This is a genomic window from Hydrogenophaga sp. (assembly GCF_028698005.1).
Taxonomy (GTDB): domain Bacteria; phylum Pseudomonadota; class Gammaproteobacteria; order Burkholderiales; family Burkholderiaceae_C; genus Hydrogenophaga.
On record NZ_JAQVEJ010000006.1, the window covers coordinates 13,764 to 38,994 of the forward strand.

Consider the following 25,231-nt stretch of genomic DNA (forward strand, 5'->3'; position numbering starts at 1 on the left):
GTGAGCCTGCTGCTGTTCGTGCCGGCCTACGGCGTGGCGCTGGCCGCCATCGTGCGCTACATGCGCGTCGGTCCGGCCCCGGCGGCGGCCTGAGCGCGGACAGCCGCCCCCATCGCCATCACACGCCGCGCGTCAGACCACCATCGGCTGTCCGGATGAGGGCATGAAAAACCGCCCGGTGCCGAGGCAGGGGCGGTTGTCAGCGCCAGCGGGCGGCGCCTCTTACTTCTTCGAACTTTCCAGCTGCGCCAGCGCCGCGTTGCCGCCCAGCGAGAGCAGGCCGGCGTGGGCGTAGACGCCCAGCTTGGCGCGGGTGTCGACGATGTCCAGGTTGCGCATGGTCAGCTGGCCGATGCGGTCGGCCGGCGAGAAGGGCGCGTCTTCCACCTTTTCCATCGACAGGCGCTCGGGCGCGTAGGTCAGGTTGGGCGACTCGGTGTTGAGGATCGAGTAGTCGTTGCCGCGGCGCAGTTCCAGGGTCACTTCGCCGGTGACGGCGCGCGCCACCCAGCGCTGTGCCGTTTCGCGCAGCATGATGGCCTGTGGATCGAACCAGCGGCCCTGGTACAGCAGCCGGCCCAGCTTCAGGCCGTTGATGCGGTACTGCTCGATGGTGTCCTCGTTGTGGATGCCGGTGACCAGGCGTTCGTAGGCGATGTGCAGCAGCGCCATGCCCGGGGCCTCGTAGATGCCGCGGCTCTTGGCCTCGATGATGCGGTTCTCGATCTGGTCGCTCATGCCCAGGCCGTGGCGGCCGCCGATCTCGTTCGCCTTGAGGAACAGGTCCACCGGCGAATCGAAGGCCTGGCCATTGAGGGCCACCGGCTGGCCTTCCTCGAAGCGCACGGTCACTTCCTCGGGCTTGACCTCGACCTCGGGCTTCCAGAACGCCACGCCCATGATCGGGTTGACGATGCGGATGCCGCTGGACAGGTGCTCCAGGTCCTTGGCCTCGTGCGTGGCACCCAGCATGTTGGAGTCGGTGCTGTAGGCCTTCTCCACGCTCATCTTGTAGTCGAAGCCGTTGGCGATGAGGAACTCGCTCATCTCCTTGCGACCGCCGAGCTCGTCGATGAAGCTCTGGTCCAGCCAGGGCTTGTAGATCTTGAGCGAGGGGTTGGTCAGCAGGCCGTAGCGATAGAAGCGCTCGATGTCGTTGCCCTTGAAGGTCGAGCCGTCGCCCCAGATGTGGACGTCGTCTTCCTTCATGGCGGCCACCAGCATCGTGCCGGTGACGGCGCGGCCCAGCGGCGTGGTGTTGAAATAGGTGATGCCGCCGGTGCTGATGTGGAAGGCGCCGGCCTGGATGGCCGCGATGCCCTCGTGCGCCAGTTGCAGGCGGCAATCGATCAGGCGTGCCTGCTCGGCGCCATAGTTCATCGCCTTGCGCGGGATCTCGTCATAGTCGGCCTCGTCGGGCTGACCGAGATTGGCGGTGTAGGCGTAGGGCAGGGCGCCCTTTTGCTTCATCCACAACAGGGCGGCAGACGTGTCCAGGCCGCCCGAGAAGGCGATACCGACTTTTTGCCCCTTGGGCAGGTTTTGCAGGATGGTGGCCATGTGGTGTATCAAGCGTAATGACAGATGTAGTGGTAGGCCTCGACGCCTTCGGGGATGCGGATCTCGAAGCTGCTGTTGCCGGGCACGCTGAACTTGTCGCCGGGGCCGGATTGGACCCAGGTGTCGGTGCCGGCCAGCTTGTACTCGCAGCCGCCACCGACACATTCCATGATTTCGGGTGCGCCGGTGTTGAAGGTCAGGGTGGCGGGCAGAACCACGCCAACCGACTTCTTCGTGCCGTCAGGGAAGGTGATGCCGTGGCTGATGCACTTGCCGTCGAAGTACACGTTGGCCTGGGTGGTGACGGATACGCCGTCGATGCGGGAAGTGGTCATGGTGCGGGTTGGATGGGAAGGGCGGCGGTGCGCCGGACAAGACCCGCATTTTAGGCCGCCGGCCGGTGTCAGAGGCGGCCAGCCCAGGCGGCGGCATCAAAGCCCGCCGTGACGCCACCACCGTGCGCCGCATCCCACTCCACGACCGGGCGCTTGATCAGCGAGGCATGGGCCAGCGCCAGGGCATGCGCACCGGCCGCATCGGTCACGCCGGCCTTGGTGGCCGCGTCCAGTGCGCGCCAGGTGGTGCCCCTGCGGTTGATGACCACCTCCCAGCCCAGCGCCGCCAGCCAGTGCTCCAGCCGCTCGGGCGGCACGCCCGCCTTCTTGAAATCGTGAAACCGGTAGGCCAGTCCGTGGCTGTCGAGCCAGGTTCGCGCCTTCTTGACGGTGTCGCAGTTGGGTATGCCGTACAGGGTGATCATGGGAAAGGCCTCGACGCCGCGATGGGGCACAAGCAAACGGCATACTCGCCGTTGGCTGAGCAACCGGGTATCGCGTCTATACGCAGCAGCATGGACCCCTTTGACGGAATTTTTGAATCGTACACGAGGCATTTTGCGGTCCATGGCGCGCGGCCCGACCGGGAGACCCGTGCGCCCTGGGCCTTTGCCCGGCTGTGGGACGAACAGGGCTGGCGTCCGGAGCCCGGGCATACCATCCTGGTGACAGGCAGCAAGGGCAAGGGCACGGTAACCCGGCACATTGCCTGGAACCTGCAGGCCCTCGGTTCGGTGGGGCTGGTGCTCAGCCCCGAGGAACTGACCCACCGGGATCGCCTGCGCATCGACAACCAGCCGATCGATGCGGCCACGTTCGAGCGCCTGTGGCGCGACATCGCGCGCCACCAGCCGCGCATGAACGAGGCGATGGATGACACGGCGACCGGCGGGCGATATCTCTCGCCCACCGGCTGGTTCCTCTCGGTCGGGCTGGCCTGGTTTCACGAGCGCGGCGTGCGCTGGGTGGTCGTCGAGGGCGGGCGCGGCGTGCGCCATGACGAGATTGGCCAACTCGACGCCACCCTGGCCGTGGTCACCTCGGTGCACGGTGAGCACCTCAAGGCCATTGGCCCCGGTCTGGCCGACGTGTGGGACGACAAGCTCTCGATTGCCCGGCGCGCCCGGCGCCTGGTGTTGGGGCAGCAGGTGTCCGCGCAGGCCAAGGCCTTGGGGCGCTCTTTGCCGCGTCATGCCCAGGTGTCGCGCATGCCGTCCACGCTGGGCGATGGTTGCGTGCCGGCGTGGCTGGCGCTGGACCGTCAGATCGCGGCCGATGCCTTTGCCACGCTGGCGCCCGGCCGGCCGTTTCACTGGTTTGGCTCGCCTTCTTTCACCGAGTCGCGGTTGGGTGTTCGGCCCGCCTGGATCGAGCCGGTGGTGCACGCCGACTCGCTGGATGAGGCGTTTCTGCGCCGGCTGGCCCGGGAGGGCATCAGCGTGGTGCTGGGGCTGCCCAGTGACAAGGATGTGGCGCGGATTCTGGCGCGCCTGCGTGATGCCGGCCTACGCGATCTGGCCGCCTTCTCCTTGACCAGCCCGGTGGGTCATGTCGAATCCGGCTGGTTGGCCGGGCACCCGGATGTGGTTTCCCTGGGGCCTCTGGATGTCGTGTTCCCCGACGTGGCCTCGGCCAGGGAGCGACTGCAGGCGCACGCTGCCTCGCGCCGTGGCCTGTATATCATCGGCGTGCAGGTTTTCACTCGTACGATGCGTGCGGTTTTCGGCATTCACCTGGGAGGCCCGGCCCCTTGTCCACCGAACAACTGATCTTCTTGTGCCTGTCGTTCCGCGGCTCGGGGCGGCTGCTCTCGCGGGGCCGGGTCATCGACGAGCTGCCCGACGAGGCGATTGACCTCAGCGTGGACCGCATCCAGGGCCGCTTCCGTGTCGCCGCCGCCGTCCTGGCCCATCGTGCCGGCGGCGACCTGGATGGCGTGGAAGGCGTGCACAATGCCTACGTGACCTCGGCGCGCATTCGGTCGATCGAGATCATCGTTTTTCCCAGTACCATTCTGGGCCTGGCCCTCGCAGTGAACGCGCTGCAGATGAGGCCCTTCTACGACGCTGCCACTGAAAATGCGTTGAGCCGCCCCATCTTCTGGTGGGTATTCGCCGGCATCATCGGCGCTGGCTTCGTGCTCCGGGGCGTACTCACGCAACGGAGCCGCACGCGCAAGATCATCCACTGGCTGAAAAAGCGTCGGTCATCTCCCACGACACCATGACCGCTCACCTTTCCGACACTTTTCAGCACCCCTGGCAGCGCATCCGAGGCGAGTTCGAGGCCGCCGGCATCGAGCTGGGGCTGGACCGCGTGAGAGCCTGCTGGGTCGAATCGCCCTTCAGCCGGTTGCCGGCACCGGTTTGCATCACCGTGGCCGGCACCAACGGCAAGGGCTCCACCGTGGCCCTGCTCAATACCATCTACAGCCAGTCGGGGTACCGCACCGGCGTCTACACCACGCCGCACCTGGTGCACTTTCACGAGCGCATCGCCCTGGGCGACGAGTTCATCGACGACGATCAGCTCAACGAGCTGTACCTGCACTTCGAGCCTGGTGCCCGGCGACACCGCCTGACCCAGTTCGAAATCGATACGGTGGTGGCCCTGGCCGCCATCTGGCGCGCGCAGGTGGATGTGGCCATCCTGGAAGTGGGGATGGGCGGGCGGCTTGATGCGGTCAACATCATCGATCCGGACTGCGCCATCATCACCTGCATCGCGCTTGACCATGTGGCCATTCTCGGTCCGGACCGTGAGGCGATCGGCTATGAAAAGGCGGGCATCATGCGCACCGGCCGTCCGGTGGTCGTGAGCGACCCGGCCGTGCCGCAAAGCGTGCTCGACCGGGCCACCGAGGTGGGGGCCGACCTCTGGCGCATCGGGGTGGACTTCCATTTCGCGGGTGACAAGCAGCAGTGGGGCTGGGCCACCCACCCGTCCCGGGGGGGGCGCCGCTACAGCGGCATGGCCTACCCGGCCTTGCGGGGGGCCAATCAACTGGTCAATGCGGCCGGGGTGCTGGCCGCGATCGAAACCCTGCGCGCGCGCCTGCCGGTGACGGCGCAGGCGGTGCGCAACGGCCTGGCGCTGGTGGAGTTGCCTGGGCGCTTTCAGATCGTTCCCGGGCAGCCGGTGCTGGTGCTGGATGTGGCGCACAACCCGCATTCGGTGGCCGCGCTGACCGAGAACCTGGACGCGATGGGCTTTTACCCCACCACGCACGCCGTGTTCGGCGCCATGGCCGACAAGGACCTGACGGCCATGCTGGCGCGTGTGGCGCCACTGATCGACGTCTGGCACCTGACGGACCTGCCGACGCCCCGGGCGGCGACGGCCGAATCGATACGCGACGCGCTGGCCGCGGGCGTGCTCGGGCGAGGCCGGATCGGTGGTTGCCATCCCGACCCCATGGCGGCACTGCAGGCAGCCGTCGCCGAAGCGGACCCCGCTGATAGAATTGTCGTCTTTGGTTCCTTTTTCACCGTGGGCGGCGTGTTGCACAGCGGCATCCCCCGGCTGGCGGCGAAACACCTGGGTACCTGACCCGGCCGTCGCCGCGTTGGTGGCGCCCGGTTGCCAGCGCAGCCAGCGGTGAACCGGCATACCCGCATGTTCAAGTCCCGTTCAGCTTCCCAGGGGTCCGCAGCGGCCTCTGCGGTCCCCAGCGTTGAGACGCTGCGCCGGCGTGCCCGTCACCGCCTGATCGGCGCCAGTGTGCTGGTCCTGATCGGTGTGGTGGGTTTCCCCCTGCTGTTCGACACCGCACCCAGACCGCTGACATCGGACGTGTCGATCGATATCCCGGCACGCAGCACGCCTGCGCAGGCTGCGCTCCAGCCTGCCGCCGTTGCCGCGGCCCAGCAGGTGCCCATCGACGAAGCGCTGGATGACCGGGAAAGCGTGGCTGCCTCCGGCTCGCCAGCACCGGCGGCGCCTGTGGAACCCCAGACCCCCGCACCCCAGCCGGTGTCAAAGACGCCGCCTGCATCTGCACCTTCGCCTGCGGTGGTCAAGGCAGAGCCGAGTGCCCCGGAACCGCAAAAGAAGGCGGACGAGGGCACGGTCCGTGTCATCGTTCAGGTGGGGGCGTTTGCCGACGCCCGGCGAGCGCGTGAGGTGCGGCTCAAGCTGGAACGGGCCGGGCTCAAGACCTATACGCATGTGGCCGAAACGGCCGAGGGGCAGCGGATCCGGGTGCGCTTGGGGCCGTTCTCGTCGCGCGCCGAAGCCGAGAAGGTGGCCGCGCGCGCCAGGGAACTGGGCCTGCCCGCGGCGATTCTCACGCTGTGACGCGTATGGTGATACCTGTGCGGGGCGGCCACGATGGCTTGGCTTGACTGGCTGCTGCTGGCGGCGCTGCTGATCTCGGTCGTGATCGGCATCTGGCGCGGCCTGGTGTATGAGGTGCTGTCGGTGTGTGCCTGGGTGGCGGCGTTCCTGGTGGCGCAGGCCTTCGGCTGGCAGGTGGCGCAGGGGTTGCCGCTGGGCAGCCTGTCGGATCCGCTGCGTCTGGCGGTGGGATTTGTGCTGGTGTTCATCGGCGTCGCCTTTCTGGGTGGACTGGTGGCCTGGCTGGTCAAGAAGCTGGTGGCCTCGGTCGGATTGCGGCCCATCGACCGGGTGCTGGGCGGTGCGTTTGGTCTGTTGCGCGGAGGCCTGCTTCTGCTGGCCCTGAGTGTGGTGGTGGGCCTGACGCCCATGCGTGCCGAGTCTGCCTGGCGCGAATCGGTGGTGGCGCAGGTGCTCGAGGGCAGTGTGCGCCAGCTCGGTCCGCTGCTGCCGCCGGAGCTGGTGCGCTACCTGCCCTGAATTTGACGGAATCGTTGTCGGAATACCTAACAGGGGTTTGAACATGTGTGGAATCGTGGGTGTGGTCAGCCAGGCGCCGGTCAACCAGTTGATCTATGACGCCTTGCTGCTGTTGCAGCACCGGGGTCAGGATGCGGCCGGCATCGTGACCCAGCAGGGGCGCAAGTTCTTCATGCACAAGGCCAAGGGCATGGTGCGCGATGTGTTTCGCACGCGCAACATGCGTGCCCTGCCGGGCAACGTGGGGCTGGGACAGGTGCGCTATCCGACGGCGGGCAATGCCTTCAGCGAGGAAGAGGCGCAGCCCTTCTACGTGAACGCGCCGTTCGGCATCGTGATGGTCCACAACGGCAACCTCACCAATGCCAAGGTGCTCAAGCAGGAGCTGTTTCAGGCGGATCACCGCCACATCAACACCGAGAGCGACTCCGAGGTGCTGCTCAACGTGCTGGCCCACGAACTGGAACGGGCGACACGGGGTGCTTCGCTCAAGCCGGCCGATGTGTTCGCCGCGGTGCGTGCGGTCCACCGGCGCATCAAGGGTTCGTATGCCGTGATCGCGCTGATTGCGGGCCATGGTCTGGTGGCCTTCCGTGACCCGTTCGGCATCCGGCCCCTGTGCTTCGGCCGCGGCGACGCCGGCTTCATGGTGGCCAGCGAATCGGTCACACTCGAAGGTACCGGTTTCGAGCCGGTGCGCGACGTGCAGCCGGGTGAGGCCCTGTTCGTGGATGCGAGCGGGCAACTGCATACGGAACAGTGCGCCGAGAATGTGCGCCACCATCCCTGCATCTTCGAATATGTCTATCTGGCGCGCCCCGACTCCGTGATCGATGGCATTTCCGTCTACCAGGCACGGCTGAACCTGGGCAAGACCCTGGCCAAGCGCGTGGTGTCGACGGTACCGCCCAGCGAGATCGACGTGGTGATCCCGATTCCCGAATCCTCTCGCCCCAGTGCGATGGAACTCGCCCATCTGCTGGGCCTGACCTACCGCGAGGGGTTCGTCAAGAACCGCTATGTGGGCCGCACCTTCATCATGCCGGGGCAGTCGGTGCGCAAGAAATCGGTGCGCCAGAAGCTCAACGTCATTGCCAGCGAATTCAAGGGCCGCAACGTCCTGCTGGTGGATGACTCCATCGTGCGCGGCACGACGTCGCGGGAGATCGTGCAGATGGCGCGCGATGCCGGCGCGCGCAAGGTCTACATGGCCAGCGCCGCCCCGCCGGTGCGCTATCCCAACGTCTACGGGATCGACATGCCCACCCCGCAGGAGCTGGTGGCCCATGGCCGCAGCGTGGAAGAGATTCGCGCGCTCATCGGCTGCGATGCACTGATCTACCAGGACGTGGATGCGATGAAGCAGGCGGTCGGTTCCCTCAACCCGTCGCTGGCCGGTTTCGACGCTTCCTGTTTTGACGGCGTGTACGTCACCGGTGACATCACGCCCGAGCACATCGCCAGCCTCAACCAGGGGCGCGAGCAGGGTGTGGAGGATGCCGATGATTCCTCGCGTCTGGCTTTGCCCAACCTGAGCTGAGGCCGGCTCGACAGGTCACGAAACACCATGAATCACGACCAAGCTTTGCCCGCTGGCCTGCGTCCCGAAACGCTGGCCGTGCGTACCGCCATCGAGCGCAGCCAGTATGGCGAGAACTCGGAGGCCCTGTACCTCACCACCGGCTTCGTCCAGCCCGACTCGGCAACGTCGGCGCAGCGCTTTGCCAGCGGTGAGGGCTACACCTATTCCCGCACCTCCAACCCCACGGTCACCAGCTTCGAGCGCCGGCTCGCGGCGCTGGAGGGCACCGAGGCGGCGGTGGCCACCGCCAGCGGCATGGCCGCCATCCTGCTCCTGATCATGGGCCTGCTCAAGGCCGGTGACCACGTGGTGCTGTCGCGCTCGATGTTCGGCTCCACGATCAACCTGTTCGGCAAGGAATTCGCCAAGTTCGGCGTGCAGACCACCTTCTGCTCGCAGACCGACGTTGACGAGTGGCGCGCGGCCGTGCGGCCCGAGACGCGGCTGCTGTTCGCCGAGACGCCGACCAACCCGCTCACCGAGGTGTGCGACATTGCGGCGCTGGCCGACATCGCGCACGGCGCCGGCGCGCTGCTGGCGGTGGACAACGCCTTTGCCACGCCCATCCTGCAGCGCCCGACCCTGCTGGGTGCCGATGTCGTGATGCATTCGGGCACCAAGTACCTGGATGGGCAGGGCCGGGTCATGGCCGGCGCGCTGTGCGGCAGCGAGGCACTCATCATGGGCAAGCTCGCACCCGTGCTGCGTACCGCCGGCATGGTGCTTTCGCCCTTCAATGCCTGGGTGGTGCTCAAGGGCCTGGAAACCCTGGGCCTGCGCGTGAAGGCGCAGTGCGAGAACGCGCTCACGCTGGCGCGCTGGCTGGAGGCGCAGCCGCAGGTGGCGCGTGTCTATTACCCGGGGCTGCCTTCGCACCCGCAACATGAACTGGCCATGCGCCAGCAGAATGGCCTGGGCGGCGGGGTGGTCGCGTTCCAGCTCGCCGCCGACACGCCGGAGGCCGCGCGCGCCAAGGCCTTCCACGTCATCGACAGTTGCCGGCTGCTGTCCATCGCCACCAACCTCGGCGACACCAAGACCATCATCAGCCACCCGGCCTCCACGTCCCATGGCCGCCTGAGCGAGGAACAGCGCCAGGCCGCCGGCATCACGCAGGGCACGATCCGCGTGGCCGTGGGTCTGGAGCATCCCGCCGACATCCAGGACGACCTGTCGCGCGGCCTGGCCAGCCTTTGATCGCACAACCCTTGTCAACCATGACCGTACGCACCCGCTTCGCTCCGTCGCCCACCGGCTTCATCCACCTGGGCAACATCCGCTCGGCGCTGTACCCCTGGGCCTTCGCCCGCGCCAACGGCGGCACCTTCATCCTGCGCATCGAGGACACCGATCTGGAGCGCTCGACGCAGGCGGCCGTGGATGTGATTCTTGAAGGGATGGCCTGGCTGGGGCTGGACCACGACGAAGGCCCGTTCTACCAGATGCAGCGCATGGACCGCTACAAGGAAGTGTTGGCCAAGCTGCAGGAAAAGGGCTATGTTTACCCGTGCTACATGAGCATGGAGGAGCTCGATGCGCTGCGCGAGCGCCAGATGGCCGCCAAGGAAAAACCGCGCTACGACGGCACCTGGCGCCCCGAGCCGGGCAAGGTGCTGCCGCCCGTTCCGGAAGGTGTCAGGCCGGTGCTGCGCTTCAAGACGCCCAAGGATGGCGTGGTGGGCTGGGACGACAAGTGCAAGGGCCGCATCGAGTTCCAGAACAGCGAGCTGGACGATCTCGTGATCGCACGTCCCGACGGCACGCCCACCTACAACTTCTGCGTCTGTGTCGACGACATGGACATGGGCATCACGCACGTGATCCGGGGTGATGACCATGTCAACAACACGCCGCGCCAGATCCACATCTTCGAAGCGCTGGGTGCGAATGTCCCAGTGTTCGCCCACCTGCCCACGGTGCTCAACGAGCAGGGCGAGAAGATGAGCAAGCGCAACGGTGCCAAGGCCGTCACCGCCTACCGCGATGAAGGTTTCCTGCCCGACGCCATGATCAACTACCTGGCGCGCCTGGGCTGGAGCCACGGCGATGACGAGATCTTCACGCGCGAGCAGTTCCTGCAGTGGTTCGACCTGGATCACCTGGGCAGCAGCGCCGGCCGCTTCGACGAGGCCAAGCTGCGCTGGGTCAATGCCCAGCACATGAAGATGACCGACGACGCCGAACTGGCCCGGCTGGTGGCCGGGCAACTGGCGCGCCGCGGCGTGCAGGCCGACGGGCGCCTGCCCGCGATCTGCGGCCTGTTCAAGGAACGCTGCGACACCACCGTGGCACTGGCCGACTGGGCCATGCCGTACTACACCGATGTGGTGCCGTCCGAGGCCGACCGCGCGCAGTACCTGACCGAGGCCATCCGGCCTGCCGTCGCTGCCCTGGCAGACAAGCTGGCGCAGGTTGCGTGGGACAAGGCGGCGATTGCCGCCGCCATCAAGGAAGTCATCACGGCGCATGGCCTGAAGATGCCGCAATTGGCCATGCCGGTGCGCGTGCTGGTCATGGGAACGGCGCAGACGCCGTCCCTGGATGCGGTGCTGGCGCTGCATGAGCGAAAAAAAGTTTTGGCAAGTTTGCAGAACGCCTGAAAATGTGCCTATAATTCAAGTCTTGTTGATGAGCACTGAGCAACAGCGAAAGCAAAGCTCGGTACACTGATACAACCCGAGTGGGGGTATAGCTCAGCTGGGAGAGCGCTTGCATGGCATGCAAGAGGTCAGCGGTTCGATCCCGCTTACCTCCACCAAAAATTCTAGGTTGTGACCCTATCGTCTAGAGGCCTAGGACATCACCCTTTCACGGTGAGTACCGGGGTTCGAATCCCCGTAGGGTCGCCAAGTTTGCAGCACTTGGCGCCGCGCAAGCGGCGAAGCTGCCTGCCAGGAGTGGTAGTTCAGTTGGTTAGAATACCGGCCTGTCACGCCGGGGGTCGCGGGTTCGAGCCCCGTCCACTCCGCCAGATACCAGCGGGTTACGTGAGCGATTGCGTAACCCGTTTTTAATGTGAGTGAAGGCTGTCCGCGTGCGGGTGGCCATGTTCAGGTTGTGACCCTATCGTCTAGAGGCCTAGGACATCACCCTTTCACGGTGAGTACCGGGGTTCGAATCCCCGTAGGGTCGCCAAGTTTGCAGCACTTGGCGCCGCGCAAGCGGTGAAGCTGCCTGCCAGGAGTGGTAGTTCAGTTGGTTAGAATACCGGCCTGTCACGCCGGGGGTCGCGGGTTCGAGTCCCGTCCACTCCGCCAGAAACATCATGTGAATCAACGGGTTGTGGCTTGCGCCACAGCCCTTTTTTTCGTCCGGCCGACTCAGGTGTGCCCTTTGGCTCGCCATGAGACCAGTCCTGATGACAGGGTGGTGCCAGCCATGATGACCAGGGCGCAGAACACCATCCAGCCGGTGATGCGCTCGCCGAGGAACAGTGCGCCATAGCCGAGGGCGAAGACTGGAACGAGAAAGGTCACGGTCAGGGCCTTGGCGGGGCCGGCACGGTCGATGATGCGGAAAAACAGGATATACGCGATCGCGGTGCAAAGCAGGGCCACGGAGCCGATGGCAGCCCAGGCGTCCTGGCCGGGGGCGGTACGGGGCCACCACCACCATGCCGGCAACGCCAGTGCCAGCGTGGCGCCGATCTGGCTACCGGTGGCGGTGGCCAGGGGGTGCACGCCCTGCAGGTGGCGCTTGGTGAAACTGGCTGCGAAGCCATAGCAGAGCGTGGCCGCCAGAGCGGCCAGCATGGCCAGCAGACTGATCCAGGAGGAGGCGCCTGCGGCCTGCCCGGTGGTGACTGTGCCCAGGCCGGATGTGCCCGCGACGAGCATCAGGACACCGGCAAAGCCGATCGCCAGGCCCGCCATGCGTGACCCACCGGGGCGGTCGCCGAGCCAGAGCCAGGCCACGGCCGCGCCCGACAGTGGCACGGTGGCGTTGAGGACGGCGGTCAGCCCCGTATTCACGTGCATGACGGCGAAGGCGAACAGAGCGGAGGGGATGCCCGAGTTGAAGATGCCGAGGAACAGGATGGGGCCGCCGTGACGGCGGAAATCGGTCCGGACGTTCGGTTTCAGGAAGACCGGAAGCAGGAACAGTGATGCCAGGCCCACGCGTAAACCGGCCGTCGGTATCGCTCCGAAATCGGCTGCACCCAGGCGCATGAACAGAAAGGACGCACCCCAGAGCGCGGCCAGCAGGATGAATTCGGCGGTCAGCATGACGTCGTGGAGGTGGCGGCGGGGGGGTCAGGCCGGCTGGGCCTCGAGCCGCAGCAGGGCGGTCTTGCGCTCCACGCCGCCGGCGTAGCCGGTCAGTGAGCCGTTGGCGCCCACCACGCGGTGGCAGGGCACGATGATGCTGACGGGATTGCGGCCGATCGCGACCCCGGCGGCACGGGACGCCTCGGGTCTGCCCATGCGCCGGGCCAGTTCGCCATAGGTGATGGTGTCTCCCCAGGGCAGGGTCAGCAGGGTGCGCCAGGCACTTTGCTGGAACGGTGTGCCGGCCGAGAGGTCCAGGGGCAGGTCGAACGCGCGCAGGCGCCCGGCGAAATAATCTGCGAGCTGGGTCGAGGCCGCTGCCAGCACCGGGTGCGCGGGATCGCGGGACCACGCGGCGTGCCCGGGGGTGTTGCGCTGGCCGGTGACGAACCACAGCCCGCACAGGCCCCGGGGCGAGGCCGCCAGCAGCATGTTGCCCAGGGGGCCTTCGGTGATGGTGAAGACAGTCGGCGAAGTGGTGTTCATGGCGGGGTGGGGTGGTTGATCCGGGGGCGGATTGAATCGGGGGATGGTGCGGGACCGGCGGTCCAGGCACGCACCACGGCATAGCTGCGCCAGGGACGCCAGGCCTGCGACAGTGCCTCGGCTTCGGTGGCGGCACGCGGCCGTGTCAGACCCAGGGCCTTGTGCAGGGCCACGTCGGCGGCCGGGAAAGCATCGGGCCAGCGCAGGGCGCGCATGGCGATGTACTGTGCCGTCCACGCACCCACACCGGGCAGTTGCTGCAGGTGGGTGATGTTTGTTTGCGGGTCTGCCAGTCCTTGCAGATCCAGGTGACCTTCGCAGGTGGCCCGGGCGATGGCCAGGATGGCTGCCTGGCGCTGCCGCACGATGCCAAGGCGCCCCAGGGTGTCGGCAGGTGTCCTGGCCAGGGTCTGGGCCGACGGAAACAGGCGGCTGGGGCCGGCACCGCTGTCGGCGTCCGGGGCCAGCGTGTCTCCCAGGCAGTCAACCAGCCGTGCGGTGAGGGTGCGGGCGGCCGCCACGGTGATCTGTTGGCCGAGCACGGCGCGCACGGCCAGCTCGAAGCCATCGATGCAGCCCGGCACCCGCAGACCCTCGAGTTCGCCAGCCCGTCCCGGCATGGTCCGCAAGACCGCCTGGATGGCCGCCGGGTCGGCATCGAGGTCGAGCAGGGCCCTGAGCCGGTGGATCACCGCGGGCAACACCTCGGCCAGCGGTTCCGCCACCTGCACGAGGACCTGGTGGTGGGCTTCGTCGAAGCGCACATCGATCCAGCCGGTGCAGCTCTGGCCGGTGCCGGTGTCGATCGCCAGCGTCCGCCTCAGGCCGGGCAGGGAGGTGCTGCCGGGGACGGGCAGGTCGACCCGCTCCATGGCGTCGATGGCGCGCGTGCGCAGGAAACCGAGCAAGGCGGCCACGTCGTAGGGCGGGCGGTAGCCCAGGCGGAGAGTGATCGCCTGCGTCGTTGGTGATGGTACCGACGGCGACCCACCGCGGCGCAATTGACCGGGGCTGAGGTGATAGTGCGACCGGATCGCCGCGTTGAAGCGCCGCAGGCTGCCGAAACCGCTGATCTGCGCGACCTGCGCCATCGGCAGCAGGCTGTCGGCCAGCAACTGCTTCGCGGTGAGCAGACGGCGCGTCTGCAGGTACTGAACGGGGGTGACCCCGACCTTCTCCTCGAACAGGCGGCGCAGGTGACGGTCGCTGACACCCAACTGGTGTGCCAGCTCCGCGATCCTGGGCACCGTGGTCAGGCCGGCCGGGGGGGCGTCGAGCCGTTGCAGGGCCTCGCGCACCAGAATGTCGCCGGCATCGGTGGACGACCAGGCCGGTGTACCGGGTGCCATTTCGGGCCGGCAGCGCAGACAGGGGCGAAAGCCCGCTTGCTCGGCCTGGGCGGCATGGCTGAAGAAGCGGCAGTTCTCGCGCCGCGGCGCGCGTACCCGGCAGATCGGGCGGCAGTAGATGCCGGTGGAGACAACCCCGGTGAAAAAACGGCCATCAAAGCGCGCGTCCCTGGCGGTCAGGGCCAGGTAGCAAGCATGGCTGTCGAGCAGGGCGGTCGGGTGTCCCATGCCACCATGGTACGCACTTTCCTGCGCAGGGCTCGCCATTTTCGGACATGCTTGTTCCGGAGGGTGGCGACAGGGGCGCCTACAATGAAGGGTTTTGCAAACTCCCACGCTCATTGCCCATGCAGTTGTCGCCCTCCATCTTCAAGGCCTATGACATCCGGGGCGTCGTGCCATCGACGCTGGACGAACATGTCGCCGAGGCGCTCGGCAGGGCATACGGAACCCATGCGCGCCGGCAGGGCGAGTCGGTCGTGGCCGTGGGGCGTGACGGCCGCCTGAGTGGGCCGGCGCTGTCGGCTGCGCTGATCCGCGGTCTCGTGGCGGCGGGCATCGAGGTGATCGACGTGGGCATGGTGACCACGCCCATGCTGTATTTCGCGGCCAGCACGCTGTGTCGCAGCGGCATCCAGGTCACGGGCAGCCACAACCCCAAGGACTACAACGGCTTCAAGATGGTGCTGGGCGGCCGGGCCATCTATGGTGACGAGATCCAGGGACTGCGCCACATCATGGAACAGGAGAGCTGGGTGCTGGTGCCGGGTGGTTCCGTGCGGCAGGCCGACGTGGCCGAAGCGTACCGCGAGCGCATCGTGTCCGACGTGAAGCTCAGCCGCCCGATGAAGGTGGTCGTCGACTGCGGCAATGGCGTGGCCGGCGCCTATGCCCCGGATCTGTTCCGCGCGCTGGGCTGCGAGGTGATCGAGCTGTTCAGCGAGGTCGATGGCGACTTCCCCAACCACCACCCCGACCCGAGCAAACCCGAGAACCTGCGCGACCTCATCCGCACCCTGGCGGAGACGGGCGCCGAACTGGGCATGGCCTTCGACGGTGACGGCGACCGCCTGGGCATCGTCACGCGCGAGGGCAACAACATCTTCCCCGACCGGCAGATGGTGCTGTTCGCCCAGGACGTGCTCTCGCGCGTGCCGGGTGGCCACATCGTGTTCGACGTCAAGTGCTCGCAGCGGCTGGCACCAGCCATCCGTGAGGCCGGTGGCGTGCCCAACCTGTACAAGACGGGTCATTCACTCATCAAGGCGCGCATGAAGGAGCTCGACAGCCCGCTGGGCGGCGAGATGAGCGGCCACATCTTCTTCAAGGAGCGCTGGTACGGCTTCGACGACGGCAGTTACGCCGGTGCCCGCATGCTGGAGATCCTCAGCCGCAGCGAGGACGGCAGCGCGGTGCTCAACGGTCTGCCGACCAGCCACAGCACGCCCGAGCTGAACGTGGCCTGTGCCGAGGGCGAGCCCCATGCACTGGTCGAGCGCCTGCTGGCGCTGGCCAAGGCGGATCCGCGCTTTTCGGCCCCTGCCGTGCTTTCCGACATCGATGGCGTGCGCGTTGACTGGCCGGACGGCTTCGGCCTGATCCGGGCGTCCAACACCACGCCCGTGCTGGTCATGCGCTTCGAGGGGCAGACGCCAGACGCCTTGCACCGCATCGAGGGGGTCATGACCGCACTGCTGCACCAGGCCAAACCGGACGCGGTGGTCGGGGCCAGCGCCCACTGACGGATATTGCCGCTCTGCAAGGCTCACCAGTGCCGTCCCTCAACGATGTGACCGTGATCGTGGTGACCCGCGACAGCGCGCATTGCCTGCAGGGGCTCGATCCGCTGCTGTCGCAGTGCAGGCAGGTGATCATTTCCGACAATGCCAGCACCGATGGCACGGCCGACCAGGCGGCGACCTTGTGGCCGCATGCGCAGGTATTGCGACATGACAGAAACCTCGGCTTCGGTGCGGCCAACAACCGGGCCCTGGAGCGGGTTGCGACGCCTTGGGCCTTCCTGCTCAACCCCGACTGCGCCGTGACGGTTCCGCAACTGGGTGAGTTGCTGGCCGTGTCCGAACAATGGCCGGAGGCATCGGTGATCGCCCCGCAACTGGTGGGGGTCGATGGCATGCTGGAGGTCAACTACCGCTGGCCCCGGACGGCATGGGAGGCGCAGGGGCCCGAAGCGCAAGGGCCGCTGTGCGTGGGCTTCGTCTGCGGGGCGGCGATGCTCATGCGCCTGGAGCGGTTCGAGGGGATCGGTTTTTTCGACGAGCGGTTTTTCCTCTACCACGAGGACGACGATCTGTGCCTGCGCCTGTTCCAGGCGCGGCGCGCCCTGATCGTCGTGCCGTCGGTCCATGCCGTGCACCGTTCCCGCGGCTCGGCCCGCGGGGCGTCGCCCTGGCGTCACGAGTACGTGCGTGGCTACCACCATGCACAGTCCAAGCTCATATTTGCGGTCAAGCATGGCACGGTGTCCCAGGCCGTTGGCGAGCGTCGGCGCTTGCTGTGCCTGACGCTGCTGGTGCTGCCCCTGCGCATACTGGCCTTTTCCCCGCGCATGATTGCGCGCATGTGGGGGCGCCTGCGCGGGCTGCTCGATTGGCGTGTGGACGCCGGACCGGCTGGCAGGGGACAGGCATGATGAATACCGCGCTGCAAAGTCTGAGCTGCGATCTGCGCAGGCGTTGGCTGGCCTGGCGGGCCGGCAAGGGGCCCGAGGCCCTGGCCAGGGCACTGTCTGCGGTGCAGCAGGACATCCCGGTGCTGCTGGTGTCGTACAACAACGGCGTGTACGTGCAGCACATGACCCAGCAGCTTCGCGCGCTGGGCTTGTGTCCGGTGGTGCTGGACAACGCGTCCACCGACGGTCAGACGAAGGATGTCCTGGTCAGGTTGTCGCGCAGCGGGGACGCGCAGGTGGTGCGTCTGGGCTACAACTTCGGCCACAAGGTGGCGTTCCTGCCGCCGTTCTATGACATCTTGCCGGACGTGTTTTCCTGTTCCGACCCGGACCTGCTGCTCAACGAGGACATGCCGCAGGACTTTCTGCGCCAGTTGCATGAGGTGGCGCAGCGCTACCGGGTCTTCAAGGCCGGGTTGGCGCTCGATCTGCCCGATGATCTGGAGGTGATCGACGCCGCCTACGTGAAAGTCAAATGCAAGCCGTTTCCCTTTCGCCGGGTGTATTCCGTCCGCGAGTGGGAGGCGCGCTTCTGGCGCAAGCCGCTGGACCATCCGACCCTGGAGGTCTATGCGGCCCCTGTCGATACCACCCTGGCGGTGTACGACAAGCGTCTGTACGACGGGGATTTTTTTGATGCGGTGCGTGTGGCTGGTGCGTTCCGCTGCCTGCACCTTCCTTGGCACCCGAGGGTCGATCTGTTTGATGCTCAGACGCGCAAGCGGTACCTGCAAGGAAACCGGATCAGCTCCTGGTTGAAAAAGACATGAAGTATGGGCTGATGGCATTGCTGGCGGCCACCTTGGTCCTGCCGGGAGGTTACACATATCTGGCTCTGGGGTTGGCGCTGGGGGGCATCTGGCCAGGGCCGAAGACCCGGTTGATCTGGCGCCAGGCGTGGGAAATGGCCGCCACCCGCTGGCTGGTGGCCGGTGTGCTGGCCTATGTGGCTTCGATCGTGGGGCTGGGTCTGTTGTATGGCTATCCGCTCAAGTACTATGAGCCGGTGCTCCCTTTCGTGCTGGTGCCAGCCATGCTGGTGGGCGTTCGGCGGTGGATGCCGGATCAGTGCTCCATGTGGCTGGGCCTGGCGTTGGGGGCCGTGCTGGCAGGGGGCGTTGCCTGGTTCCAGGTCTATGTGGCGGGCACGCCGAGGGCCTTCGGTGCGCACGGCAACCCCATCCCGTTCGGGCACATCGCGCTGATGCTCTCCGGGGCCTCCATGTGCGGCTTCCTGTATTTCTCCCGTCGGCGGGAGTCCCTGGCATTGCGCATGCTGTGTCTGGCCGGTGTGGCGGGCGGGTTCGTGGCGTCGTTTCTGAGTGGATCGAAAGGCGGCTGGTTCGCCATTTTTCTGATTTTTCTCATCTGGGGATGGCGCGTGACTGCATGCCGCCCGATGGCCGTGCGCCTGGCGGGCGTGGTGGCCATCTGTGCCGCCTTCCCGCTGCTGTTGTGGCTGGCCCCCCGGGAGCTTGTCTGGGATCGCCTGGTCGGTGGGCTTGACGGGGCATTGCACTGGTTCTCGGCGGGCGACGTGACCGAAGGCTCGGTCAGCATCCGGTTTGAAATCTGGCGGTTTGGTTTGTCGCAGTTCTGGGAGCGCCCACTCTTCGGTTGGCCGCAAAGCGAGGCGGTGGCCGCCATGCGTGAGCATCTGCGGCAATTCGACGTGCATGCCGTGCTGCCACCGAACTTCGGCACGTTCGACAACCTGCTGGTTGAAACGCTGATCGGCGGTGGTCTGGTGGGCTTGCTGGGTCTGGTCAGCCTGTTCGTCGGCGTGCTGGTGGCCTTTGCGCGCCTGTACCTGCGCGGTGCTGCCGATCATCGCGAGATGGCGCTGGCCGGGCTGCTGATGGCCGTGTTCGTGCTGGGCTATGGCCTGTCGGTCAATGTCCTGGGCATCAACGCGTTCCGCCAGGTCTTTGTGTCGTGGAGCGCACTGTGGTTGGGCATGAGTCTGTGGGCGCCGGCGGACTGGAGGCGCCCCGAGACCCGTTAGCCAACCGCTTGGCTCTTGCGGTAGCCGTCCAGCAGGCTGGGCCAGTCGGTGTCTTCACGCCAGTGGCAGATTGGCTGCCGTGCCTTTTCCTTGCGCAGCGACCGCAGCAGGCGCTGCAGGTTGGCGTCTTTCCAGTCGTCGCCGGCCCGCACGCCGCATTTGTCGAAATCGACGATCCAGGCCTGCCCGCCGTCGTCAAGCAGGAGATTGTGCGCATTGAGGTCGGCGTGGTGGACCTGCCGGTCGTGCATGCGGCGGATCGCCTGGCCAATGGCAGCCCAGGCGGTGGCGGGAATGGTGGTGACCGCCATGATTTGCACCAGGTTTCGCGTGCCCGGCAGCAGGCCCACCATGATGTCACTGCGGTAGGCGGGACCGGCCTGTTCGACACGGGCGGCCAGCGGCGCCGGCACGGGCAGGCGCCAGGAACGCATCAGGCGCAGCAGCAGGTATTCCCGCATGCCGCGGCTGGCCCAGGGATCCATGCCCAGGAAACGGTCGCGGCTGATGCGGGCCATGAGGCCGCCGCGGCGGTAGTGGCGCAGCAGGGCGGTGGCCTGACCGACGTTGACGACATGCACCTGGCCACGGCCGCTGCCCGTGGCCATGGGACGTGAACCGGGCCGGCAGTGGGGCGCATCGAAGGCGCCGGCCGAGATGTCTTCGATGCTGGCGGGGTCGTGCCAGATCAGCGAGGCACCCTGGCGGCGAACGGCGATGCGGCTCAGGGCCTGCGGGTCGTCATCCTGCCACAGGCGGCCGATCTGGGTCAGGGTGCGCTGCGTGGCGCCCTGGTGCTGACGAACGATGGCAGCACCGCGGTGGCCCATGGACCGCCAGCGCCCCGGGTCCCGGCAAGCCTGATCGACGCATGCGGCCAGTTCGCTGCCAGAGGTCACGCGAACACCGGCGCCGGCGGTTTCGACCAGGTGGTACAGGTGCTCGAAATTGCGCGTGTGCGGGCCGAACAGCACCGCTTTGCCGAACACCATGGCCTCCAGCGCATTGTGGCCGCCAATCGGCGCCAGGCTGCCGCCGATGAAACACAGGTCGGCATGGCGGTACCACATGGGCAGGTGGCCCATGGTGTCGCCCAGCCAGATGGCGGTGTCGGCATCCGGCGTCTGCCCCCGGCTGTGGCGGACGTGGGGCAGGCCCGAGACGTCGAGCCGGCGCGCCACATCGTCGAAGCGTTGCGGATGGCGCGGCACCAGCACCAGCAGCAGGGACGGGTGCTGGCGCCGCAGTTCGGGCCAATGGGCCAGCAGGGCTTCCTCCTCGTCGGCATGGGTGCTGCCGGCCACCACCACGAAGCGGCCATCCAGCCCCGGGGGCCGTGTAGCGGCCGTGTCCTCTGGCGGTGGCATGTCGAACTTGAGGTTGCCGGGGCAATGGCAGCGCTCGGGCGGCACACCAAGGCTCTGGTAGCGTGCCTGGCTTTCCGGGTCGGCGGCCGCCACGGTGGCGAATTGCTGCCAGATGGGGTCGAACAGCCCGGCCCAGCGCCGGTAACCGCGTGCCGAGCGTTCGGACAGGCGGGCATTGACCAGTGCCACCGGAATGCTGCGCTGGCGGCATTGCAGCAGCAGCTCGGGCCAGACCTCGCGCTCGATCAGCAGCACCAGGCGCGGTTGCAGCCGGTCCAGGAAGCGCCGCACCGCGCCCGGGGTGTCCAGCGGCAGGTAAACGTGGCGGATCACCGGGCCCCAATGTCCCTGCAGGGTCTGCATCCCGGTGGGTGTGATGGTGCTGACGGTCAGGGCATGATCGGGCCATTGGTGCCGCAGGGCATCAAGCAGCGGGCGCGACGCCTGGACCTCGCCCACCGAGGCTGCATGGATGAGAATGCCGCCGGCCGCTTCTGCCGGGATGCGCAGGTAGCCGAGTCGCTCGACCAGGCGCTGCGCGTAGGCCGGCTCGCGCCGGCCGCGCCACCACAGCCAGCCCAGGGCCACCGGGGTCAGCAGCCGCGTGATCAGGCGATAGATGCGGTGGACGCCGGTCACCGCCAGTGCTCGGCGACCCATGGCGTGGGCAGGACGCGGCGGTACCATTTGCCGCTCACGCCGGCAATCGCGTCGGGCGGGTTGGGTTTGCCGTGGAAGGCAATCACGCGTGCGCCAGGCGGGATGACCGGCGGTGCGAACCAGCCCATGAGGCCCCGGCGCAGGCAGTGGCGCTTGAAGCTGCGGCACCACTCGTCCGGCCAGTAGCTGACCTTGCCCTGGCGGCCCAGGTAGCCGGTGATGAACTCCTGCTCGTTGCGCACCGCCTCCACCGCCTGTGGGTAGCCCGTGCGCAAATGGTCGAGCGCATCGGCGTGCGCGCCGATGGTGAAGCGGTAGACCGAGGTATTGCCGGTGCCATCCTTCTTGTCCCATTCCCTGATCACCACGAACTCCCCCGGGTGGTCGAAAAACGGATCGAGACTGTCGACGATGACGATATCCAGATCGAGGAACAGTGTCGTACCCGTCAGGTCGTACAGAGGGTTGGCGAAGCTCGTGAGCTTGAGCCAGCCATGACCGAAGGTCCAGGGCTTGCGGTCATCGAACTCCGCGAAGCCGATGGCGGGAATGGGCTTGACTTCGATGGCCGGGTCGATACCCGAGCCATCGTCCGTCAGACAGACAAAGCGAAATGGCCGGCGCAGGTGCCGGCTAACCATGCTGTGCAGGCGGTTGACGTAGTCGGGGCCGTATTTGCGGCCCCATTTGATGCACAGCACATTGACCGATTGCATGAAAAACCTTCGCTGAATATCGGCGCGCGGCAGGCAGGGGCCGGCGCGGGCAGCCAGTTTAGCTCAGCGCGCCAGCATCGCGTCGATCGGGCGCAGGTCCTCGGGTGAAAGCTGGCCGCTGGCCTGACGCAGGCGCAGGCTGCCAAGCAGCACGTTGTAACGCGCCTGGGCCAGGTCGCGCTTGGTCTGATAGAGCTGGCTCTGTGCGTTGAGCACATCGATATTGATGCGCACCCCGACCTGGTAGCCCAGTTGATTGGCATCGAGGGCGCTCTGGCTGGACGCTTCGGCGGCTTCCAGGGCCTTGACCTGACCGAGGCCCGAGAGCACACCGAAATAGGCGCTGCGCGTGGCCTGGGACACGCTGCGGCGGGCGGCCTCCAGGTCGGTGCGTGCCTTGTCTTCCAGCGCCAGGGCTTCCTTGACCCGGTTCTGGATCGCGTGTCCGGCGTACAACGGCAGGTTGAACTGCAGCCCGACCGTGGCGGTGCGGTTGCGCAGGTAACCCGGGATCGCCGCATAGGTCGATGGTGCGCGCGCGACCTGGTACTGGGCCACCAGATCGAGTGTGGGTTGGTGTCCCGCTTCGGCCTTGGTGGTTTCGAGGCGGGCGATGTCCAGTGCCCTGCTGGCCTGCTGGATGACCGGGTGCCCCTGCTCGGTGAGTGCCACCCAGGCCTGCGGATCGGCCGGGGTCGGGGCCGGCAGCTCCACGGGGGTGGCCAGCGGCAGCGGCGTCACGTTGGTGCGGCCGACCAGTTGGTCCAGCGCCAGCTTCTTGACCCGCAGGTCGTTGTCGGCGGCGATTTCCTGCGCCCGAACCAGGTCGTAACGGGCCTGGGCTTCGCGCGAGTCGGTGACCGTGGTGTTGCCCACCTCGAAATTGCGCTGGGCCGCAGCGAGTTGTTCCTCGACGGCGGCTTTCTGCGCCCGCACGAAGGTCATGGTGTCCTGTGCTGCCAGCACGTCGAAGTAGGCCTGTGTGGTGCGGACGATCAGCGCCTGCTCGGCACTTTGCAGCCGGGCGCGGGCGATGTCGACCGACAGTTCGCCCTGCTGGCTGGCCGCGCGGTTGGCGGGCCGGTACAGCGGCTGGCTGGCCTGCAGCGTGAGGTTCTGACCGGTGAACGAACCATCGAGCACGTTGGCCGAACTGTCGAGCTCGGACCAGTTGGCACCCGCCGACAGCCCGGCCTGGGGGCGCAGGCCGGCCTTGGCCTGCTCGGCCCGCGCCAGGTCGGCTTCGTACTGCGATCGCGCCGACAGGTACTCCGCATCGTAGGCGCGCGCCGCCTCGTAGATGTCGAGCAGGCTTTGCGCTTGTGCTGACGTGGCCAGGCCCACGGCCATGGCCACGATAGCCCGGCGCAGGCGGGTAGAGGGCAGGCAGGGGGTGTACGGGCGGGACATGTCGGTTCCTTGGCGGTGTGAACGGATGGGCGGGTGCAGGGGCCTCGGAGGTGCTCAGTAAGTTGGAACAGAAGCGTCGCGCTGCTGGGACCAAGCGTGGATGCCGCCGTGCACATTGACGACGTTGTCGTACCCTTGCTGCAGCAGGAACTGCACCACCTGGGCACTGCGTGCACCGTGATGGCACAGACAGGCAATGGGGCGCTGGCGGTCCAGTTCCGGGAAGCGCGCGGGCACGCTGCGCATCGGCATCCGGACGAGTTCGAAGCTATCGTCGGGGGCGACACTGGCGATCTGGAACTCCCAGGGCTCCCGCACGTCCAGCAGCACCGGCTTGACGCCGGGCTGCCCGGCCACCGCCAGGGTCAGCCATTGCGAGAACTGTGCGGGTGTCAGGGACATCATGGCGACAGCCTGCCTTGTCTTGCTTCAAAAACGGAAGCGCGGGGTTTCGGGGAAATTGCGCAGCCTGGGTGCGATGGTGTCCCAGGGCTGGGTGGTGCGGAACGCGGCGTCACCTTCGCGGGTGATGATGCTGGCGCGCATCACGGGCTCGTCACCCACAATCGCCCCGAGGCGGCCACCCGGTTTCAGCAGGGCCAGCAGGGCATCGGGGACCTCGGCCACCGAACCGCTGAGCACGATCACATCCCAGGGGCCGTCGGCCGCGCAGGCGGCAAAGGCGTCAGCGACCGCATCGGCCACCCGGACTTCGGCGTTGGCGATGCCGGCACGTTGCAGGTTGTTGCGGGCCATGGTGGCCAGGGCGTCGTTGATTTCCAGGCTCACCACACGCGCCGCCAGGCTGGCCAGCAGCGCGGCCATGTAGCCGCTGCCGGCGCCGACTTCCAGCACCTTGTCGGTGGGCCGAATGGCCAGATCCTGCAGCAGGCGGGCTTCCACCCTCGGGGCCAGCATGCATTCACCCTCCACCGCCGGTGTGCCCAGTGGCAGCTCCATGTCCGCATAGGCCAGCGCCTTGTGCGCTGGCGGCACGAACGCCTCGCGCGGCAACTGTTCCAGCAACTCGAGCACGGTCTGGTCGAGCACATCCCAGGGGCGGATCTGCTGTTCGATCATGTTGAAGCGAGCCTGGCTCAGATCGGTGGGTGTTTGGGATGTCATGCCGAATACTCCAGTGGGTATATTAGACGATTTTGGGCCATTTTACCGAGGGGCGGGTTTTCCCTTTGGTTCACCCTGGTGGCGGCACATGCCGCGCAGCAGCAGATCGGCCTGGTTGTCGAGAAAGGCCACCGGGTCGAGCTGTTTGTCCGAGGGCAGGCACACGCCCAGAGAATGCTTCCACATGAGCAGGAAGATCATCGGGGCAATGAGGCTGTAGACGGCCAGGTCCAGGTCCAGCGGGCGGAATTCGCCGCTGTCGACGCCACGCTGCAGCAGCCGCCGCAGCAGGCGATCACCGGGCTCGATGACTTCCTGCTCGTAGAAGGCGGCGAGCTCGGGGAAGTTGCGCGCCTCGCTCATGATGAGCTTGGTGATGCCCGAGGCCGGCGTCATGCCGATGCGCTCCCACCACGAATGCAGGCCGTAGCGCACCAGCTCCGCGCTCGTGCCCTGGAACTCGCCCAGCTCCTGGTTCCATTCGTCGAGCCGGCCGGCGATGTTCTCGCGCACCACGGCCTTGAACAGTTCTTCCTTGCTGGGGAAATACAGGAACAGCGTGCCCTTGGACACGCCGGCGCGTGCAGCGACTTCCTCCACGCGCGTGGCGGCAAATCCCTTTTCGACGAACAGCGCCAGTGCCGCGTCGAGCAACTCGCCGGGCCGTGCCTGCTTGCGGCGCTGGCGGGGTGGGGCGGGAGGTGAAGGGGACATATTAATGACCAATTGGTTATTAATGTACCCCAAAACCGATCACCATGGTACGCCGGTGGCGCCGGGGCCGGCGCATCACCGCGCCGGGCGAGGCACTGCCGCCGCAGGCGTGCGCGCTGCTGGCCGATGTCGATGAGGCGCGGGCGA

General features: G+C 67.1%; 24 protein-coding genes and 5 tRNA genes. 17 read left to right on the top strand and 12 right to left on the bottom strand.

The genetic code is table 11. From position 1 onward, the window contains the following. Positions 1-222 precede the first annotated feature (222 nt). From argG to PHQ87_RS01355, 3 genes are all read right to left on the bottom strand, one after another. Entirely contained in the window at positions 223-1,560 is a 1,338-nt protein-coding gene (gene argG / locus PHQ87_RS01345; RefSeq protein ID WP_300230430.1) for an argininosuccinate synthase, read from the bottom strand. A gap of 8 nt (positions 1,561-1,568) precedes the next feature. Continuing rightward, positions 1,569-1,895, bottom strand: a complete 327-nt coding sequence (locus PHQ87_RS01350) for a pyrimidine/purine nucleoside phosphorylase (RefSeq protein ID WP_300230432.1) — start codon at positions 1,893-1,895, stop codon at positions 1,569-1,571. Between the two features lie 68 nt (positions 1,896-1,963). Next, entirely contained in the window at positions 1,964-2,320 is a 357-nt protein-coding gene (locus tag PHQ87_RS01355) for an arsenate reductase (RefSeq protein WP_300230434.1), read from the bottom strand. A gap of 240 nt (positions 2,321-2,560) precedes the next feature. Between PHQ87_RS01355 and PHQ87_RS01360 the strand changes: the two genes are divergently transcribed. The 13 genes from PHQ87_RS01360 to PHQ87_RS01420 all read left to right on the top strand — a co-directional run bounded on the left by PHQ87_RS01360 (position 2,561) and on the right by PHQ87_RS01420 (position 11,549). Beyond that, positions 2,561-3,664 (top strand): hypothetical protein, encoded by a 1,104-nt coding sequence (locus tag PHQ87_RS01360; RefSeq protein ID WP_300230436.1) that lies wholly within the window; start codon positions 2,561-2,563, stop codon positions 3,662-3,664. Further along, positions 3,646-4,122, top strand: a complete 477-nt coding sequence (locus tag PHQ87_RS01365) for a hypothetical protein (protein WP_300230438.1) — start codon at positions 3,646-3,648, stop codon at positions 4,120-4,122. The genes PHQ87_RS01360 and PHQ87_RS01365 overlap by 19 nt, the downstream gene beginning before the upstream one ends. Further along, on the top strand, positions 4,119-5,444 hold the full coding sequence (locus PHQ87_RS01370) for a folylpolyglutamate synthase/dihydrofolate synthase family protein (protein ID WP_300230440.1): 1,326 nt from the start codon (positions 4,119-4,121) through the stop codon (positions 5,442-5,444). The genes PHQ87_RS01365 and PHQ87_RS01370 overlap by 4 nt, the downstream gene beginning before the upstream one ends. A 66-nt stretch (positions 5,445-5,510) precedes the next feature. Further along, positions 5,511-6,191 (top strand): SPOR domain-containing protein, encoded by a 681-nt coding sequence (locus PHQ87_RS01375; RefSeq protein ID WP_300230442.1) that lies wholly within the window; start codon positions 5,511-5,513, stop codon positions 6,189-6,191. A gap of 33 nt (positions 6,192-6,224) precedes the next feature. Beyond that, complete coding sequence (locus PHQ87_RS01380; RefSeq protein WP_300230444.1) at positions 6,225-6,710, top strand: CvpA family protein; 486 nt, start codon at positions 6,225-6,227, stop codon at positions 6,708-6,710. A gap of 43 nt (positions 6,711-6,753) precedes the next feature. Continuing rightward, positions 6,754-8,250, top strand: coding sequence for an amidophosphoribosyltransferase (purF, locus tag PHQ87_RS01385; protein WP_300230446.1), 1,497 nt, complete (start codon positions 6,754-6,756; stop codon positions 8,248-8,250). 27 nt (positions 8,251-8,277) lie between these two features. Beyond that, complete coding sequence (locus PHQ87_RS01390; RefSeq protein WP_300230448.1) at positions 8,278-9,489, top strand: O-succinylhomoserine sulfhydrylase; 1,212 nt, start codon at positions 8,278-8,280, stop codon at positions 9,487-9,489. Positions 9,490-9,509: 20 nt separating this feature from the next. Continuing rightward, the gene (gltX, locus tag PHQ87_RS01395) at positions 9,510-10,892 is read left to right on the top strand and encodes a glutamate--tRNA ligase (protein WP_300230450.1); all 1,383 of its coding nucleotides are present in this window, start codon (positions 9,510-9,512) and stop codon (positions 10,890-10,892) included. 82 nt (positions 10,893-10,974) lie between these two features. Then, positions 10,975-11,050: transfer RNA gene (locus PHQ87_RS01400), tRNA-Ala, on the top strand. Between the two features lie 15 nt (positions 11,051-11,065). Beyond that, a tRNA-Glu gene (locus PHQ87_RS01405) sits at positions 11,066-11,141 on the top strand. Positions 11,142-11,186: 45 nt separating this feature from the next. Beyond that, a tRNA-Asp gene (locus PHQ87_RS01410) sits at positions 11,187-11,263 on the top strand. Between the two features lie 88 nt (positions 11,264-11,351). Then, positions 11,352-11,427, top strand: a tRNA-Glu gene (locus tag PHQ87_RS01415). Between the two features lie 45 nt (positions 11,428-11,472). Beyond that, positions 11,473-11,549 (top strand) — tRNA-Asp (locus PHQ87_RS01420). 63 nt (positions 11,550-11,612) lie between these two features. Here the strand turns inward: PHQ87_RS01420 and PHQ87_RS01425 are convergent. From PHQ87_RS01425 to PHQ87_RS01435, 3 genes are read right to left on the bottom strand one after another with little or no spacing between them, the layout of a single operon-like run. Beyond that, positions 11,613-12,518, bottom strand: coding sequence for a DMT family transporter (locus PHQ87_RS01425; RefSeq protein ID WP_300230452.1), 906 nt, complete (start codon positions 12,516-12,518; stop codon positions 11,613-11,615). A gap of 27 nt (positions 12,519-12,545) precedes the next feature. Beyond that, entirely contained in the window at positions 12,546-13,046 is a 501-nt protein-coding gene (locus PHQ87_RS01430) for a methylated-DNA--[protein]-cysteine S-methyltransferase (RefSeq protein ID WP_300230454.1), read from the bottom strand. After that, positions 13,043-14,623: an AlkA N-terminal domain-containing protein gene (locus PHQ87_RS01435; RefSeq protein WP_300230456.1), complete on the bottom strand. Its 1,581-nt coding sequence runs from the start codon at positions 14,621-14,623 to the stop codon at positions 13,043-13,045. The genes PHQ87_RS01430 and PHQ87_RS01435 overlap by 4 nt, the downstream gene beginning before the upstream one ends. Before the next feature lie 119 nt (positions 14,624-14,742). Between PHQ87_RS01435 and PHQ87_RS01440 the strand changes: the two genes are divergently transcribed. The 4 genes from PHQ87_RS01440 to PHQ87_RS01455 all read left to right on the top strand — a co-directional run bounded on the left by PHQ87_RS01440 (position 14,743) and on the right by PHQ87_RS01455 (position 19,092). After that, positions 14,743-16,137 carry a phosphomannomutase/phosphoglucomutase gene (locus PHQ87_RS01440; protein WP_300230458.1) on the top strand — a complete coding sequence of 465 codons (1,395 nt, stop codon included), beginning with the start codon at positions 14,743-14,745 and terminating at the stop codon, positions 16,135-16,137. A 53-nt stretch (positions 16,138-16,190) separates the two neighbouring features. Continuing rightward, on the top strand, positions 16,191-17,048 hold the full coding sequence (locus PHQ87_RS01445; RefSeq protein WP_300230461.1) for a glycosyltransferase family 2 protein: 858 nt from the start codon (positions 16,191-16,193) through the stop codon (positions 17,046-17,048). Continuing rightward, positions 17,045-17,857, top strand: a complete 813-nt coding sequence (locus tag PHQ87_RS01450; protein ID WP_300230463.1) for a hypothetical protein — start codon at positions 17,045-17,047, stop codon at positions 17,855-17,857. Before PHQ87_RS01445 ends, PHQ87_RS01450 begins: the two co-directional genes overlap by 4 nt. Positions 17,858-17,991: 134 nt before the next feature. Continuing rightward, positions 17,992-19,092: an O-antigen ligase family protein gene (locus PHQ87_RS01455; RefSeq protein WP_300230464.1), complete on the top strand. Its 1,101-nt coding sequence runs from the start codon at positions 17,992-17,994 to the stop codon at positions 19,090-19,092. Here PHQ87_RS01455 and PHQ87_RS01460 read toward each other — a convergent pair. The 6 genes from PHQ87_RS01460 to PHQ87_RS01485 form a co-directional block, all read right to left on the bottom strand. Then, the gene (locus tag PHQ87_RS01460) at positions 19,089-21,119 is read right to left on the bottom strand and encodes a 3-deoxy-D-manno-octulosonic acid kinase (protein WP_300230465.1); all 2,031 of its coding nucleotides are present in this window, start codon (positions 21,117-21,119) and stop codon (positions 19,089-19,091) included. The two genes, PHQ87_RS01455 and PHQ87_RS01460, sit on opposite strands and share 4 nt — an antisense overlap. Further along, on the bottom strand, positions 21,095-21,835 hold the full coding sequence (locus PHQ87_RS01465; RefSeq protein ID WP_300230466.1) for a glycosyltransferase: 741 nt from the start codon (positions 21,833-21,835) through the stop codon (positions 21,095-21,097). Before PHQ87_RS01465 ends, PHQ87_RS01460 begins: the two co-directional genes overlap by 25 nt. Positions 21,836-21,898: 63 nt before the next feature. Beyond that, positions 21,899-23,245 (bottom strand): TolC family outer membrane protein, encoded by a 1,347-nt coding sequence (locus tag PHQ87_RS01470; RefSeq protein ID WP_300230469.1) that lies wholly within the window; start codon positions 23,243-23,245, stop codon positions 21,899-21,901. Between the two features lie 54 nt (positions 23,246-23,299). Continuing rightward, entirely contained in the window at positions 23,300-23,647 is a 348-nt protein-coding gene (locus tag PHQ87_RS01475; protein ID WP_300230483.1) for a rhodanese-like domain-containing protein, read from the bottom strand. A gap of 27 nt (positions 23,648-23,674) precedes the next feature. Next, entirely contained in the window at positions 23,675-24,370 is a 696-nt protein-coding gene (locus tag PHQ87_RS01480) for a protein-L-isoaspartate O-methyltransferase (RefSeq protein WP_300230471.1), read from the bottom strand. Between the two features lie 42 nt (positions 24,371-24,412). Continuing rightward, positions 24,413-25,084, bottom strand: coding sequence for a TetR/AcrR family transcriptional regulator (locus PHQ87_RS01485; RefSeq protein ID WP_300230473.1), 672 nt, complete (start codon positions 25,082-25,084; stop codon positions 24,413-24,415). Positions 25,085-25,231 lie beyond the last annotated feature (147 nt).